Source organism: Halanaerobiales bacterium, assembly GCA_035270125.1.
Taxonomy (GTDB): Bacteria; Bacillota; Halanaerobiia; order Halanaerobiales; family DATFIM01; genus DATFIM01.
Genome location: DATFIM010000177.1, coordinates 1 through 2,255, shown reverse-complemented (window position 1 = coordinate 2,255; position 2,255 = coordinate 1). Strand labels below are relative to the sequence as shown.

Below are 2,255 nucleotides of genomic sequence, written 5' to 3'. Positions count from 1 at the left end.
GGTCGATTTATTATGATGGGTATCGAACCCACCTCAATAAGTCTTCATTTAAATAACGCAAGGTCGATTTATTATGACGGACATCGAGTCCGCCTCACGATAATTACATAGCCATTCCGCCGTCTACGTTTATGACCTGACCTGTTATGTAGTCTGAACGATCTGAAGCAAGAAATGAAACTAATTCTGCTACATCTTCACCCTTACCCAAACGAGATAATGGTATTTCATTCATTAATTCTTTTTTTGCATCTTCAGGAATATCATCAGTCATATCTGTGGTTATAAAACCAGGAGCTACTGCATTTGCAGTAATATTTCTACCAGCGAGTTCTCTAGCTATAGATTTAGTGAAACCAATTACCCCTGCTTTTGAAGCTGAATAATTTGACTGACCGGCATTACCTTTAATTCCTACTACTGAAGTTAAATTAATAATTTTACCCTGTCTCTTTTTCATCATACTTTTTATTGCAGTTTTAGTACAATTAAAAACTCCTTTTAAATTAACATCCATTACTTTATCCCAATCATCTTCAGACATTCTTAATAATAAGTTATCACTATTTATACCAGCATTATTAACTAAGATATCTATTTTAGAAAATTTATCTAAAGCTTCATTTATTAGTTTTTTTGCTTCATCCATTTTAGAAACATCTGCTTGAATAGCAATGACTTCCCTATTAAAACCTTTTATTTTTTCAATTAAATCGTCTATATATTTTTTGCTGCTGTCAGAGTGATAATTTAGAACAATATTAGCTCCATCCCGGGCCATCTTCAAAGCAATAGAAGCACCTATACCTCTTGAACTTCCAGTAATCACAGCAACTTTATCAGTCAAATCATCATTACTCACAGAAAAATTCCTCCTTATTTATATTTACCTTTCCAATTATAACATAAATAACACTATTTAAAAACAATTTAGGGTAATATCTTTTTAATCCTCTAAATTAGCTATAGTCTTTTCCAGGCTGTCTTTATCAGAGACATTATAAACTTTTGCTGATCTATCAATTCTTTTCATCAAACCCTTAAGTATTGTCCCCGGGCCAACTTCTACAAACACATCAACCCCAGCATCAATCATTGTTTTCATACTCTCTTCCCAACAAACACTACTGGTTAACTGAGCTAAAAGTTGTTCTTTGATTTTATCTAAATTCTCTGCAAAATCAGCAGATACATTAGTTACAATAGGTATATTAGGTTTGTTTAATTTTAGATTATTAATTTCAGCAGCCAGTTTGTCTCTAGCATCTTTCATTAATGAAGAATGAAAAGGACCACTAACATCGAGTTCAATAGCTTTTAGAGCACCTGCATCTTTAGCTAACTTAACTGCCTCTTTAATAGCATCTTTTTCTCCAGAAATAACAATCTGTAGAGGAGAATTATAATTAGCTATTTCACAGATCCCATCTACTTTTTGACAAATTTCTTCTATTTTTTCAGGCTTTAATTTAATAATAGCTGCCATTCCACCTTTACCAGCAGGTAAAGCATTATTCATAAATTCACCACGTTTTCTTACCAATTTAACAGCATCTTCAAATTCAAAAACTCCTGCAGAAGTAAGGGCACTATATTCACCCAAACTGTGACCAGCAGTCATTACAGGTTCTATTCCTTTAGAACGAAGTAATTTATCAGCCATCATACTCACAGTAAATATCGCTGGCTGAGTATTTGTGGTATGATCTAAATCTTCTTTTGGACCATTAACATAAATTGAACTTAAATCCAAACCTAATTCCTTATCTGCAACTTCTTTTATTTCTTTAGCTTCCTTATAATTCTCAATAAATTCTTTTCCCATTCCAACTTCCTGAGCTCCCTGACCGGGAAATAAAAAAGCAATTTTCTTAGTCATTATCATTTCCTCCTACAATATTATCACAGTTATTTAACATAACTTCTTCAGTTTCTTTTATAATATTATTAATAATATCTGATACAGGTAAAATCTCATTTATCATCCCAGAAATCTGTCCAGCCATTACACTACCATTTTCAATATCACCTTCTCTGGCTGCCAGTCTTAACTTTCCACTGCCTAATTCTTCTATTTTTTCTTTTGAAGCTCCTTTATTTTCTAATTTATCAAGTTTACGAGTCAATTTATTTTTTAAATTTCGGACTGGATGACCGGTAGAACGACCGGTTACAACTGCATCTCTATCTCTAGATTTAAGTATAGCTTTTTTAAATTCATCAGCAGCAGTACATTCCTTTGAACAAACAAATCT

3 protein-coding genes are annotated in these 2,255 nt (G+C 32.6%); all 3 read right to left on the bottom strand.

Annotated elements, in window-relative coordinates:
* Positions 1-103: 103 nt before the first annotated feature.
* The gene (gene fabG, locus VJ881_09295) at positions 104-862 is read right to left on the bottom strand and encodes a 3-oxoacyl-[acyl-carrier-protein] reductase (GenBank protein HKL76247.1); all 759 of its coding nucleotides are present in this window, start codon (positions 860-862) and stop codon (positions 104-106) included.
* Positions 863-946: 84 nt separating this feature from the next.
* A complete protein-coding gene (gene fabD, locus VJ881_09290; protein ID HKL76246.1) occupies positions 947-1,879 on the bottom strand; it encodes an ACP S-malonyltransferase in 933 nt (310 codons plus the stop codon).
* A partial coding sequence (locus VJ881_09285) for a nitronate monooxygenase (GenBank protein ID HKL76245.1) occupies positions 1,872-2,255 on the bottom strand: 384 nt, incomplete at its 5' end. The genes VJ881_09285 and fabD, both read right to left, overlap by 8 nt.

Coding starts and splice junctions, on each gene's coding strand:
- fabD (HKL76246.1), bottom strand. CDS start 1,879: ATGACTAAGAAAATTGCTTTTTTATTTCCCGGTCAGGGAGCTCAGGAA.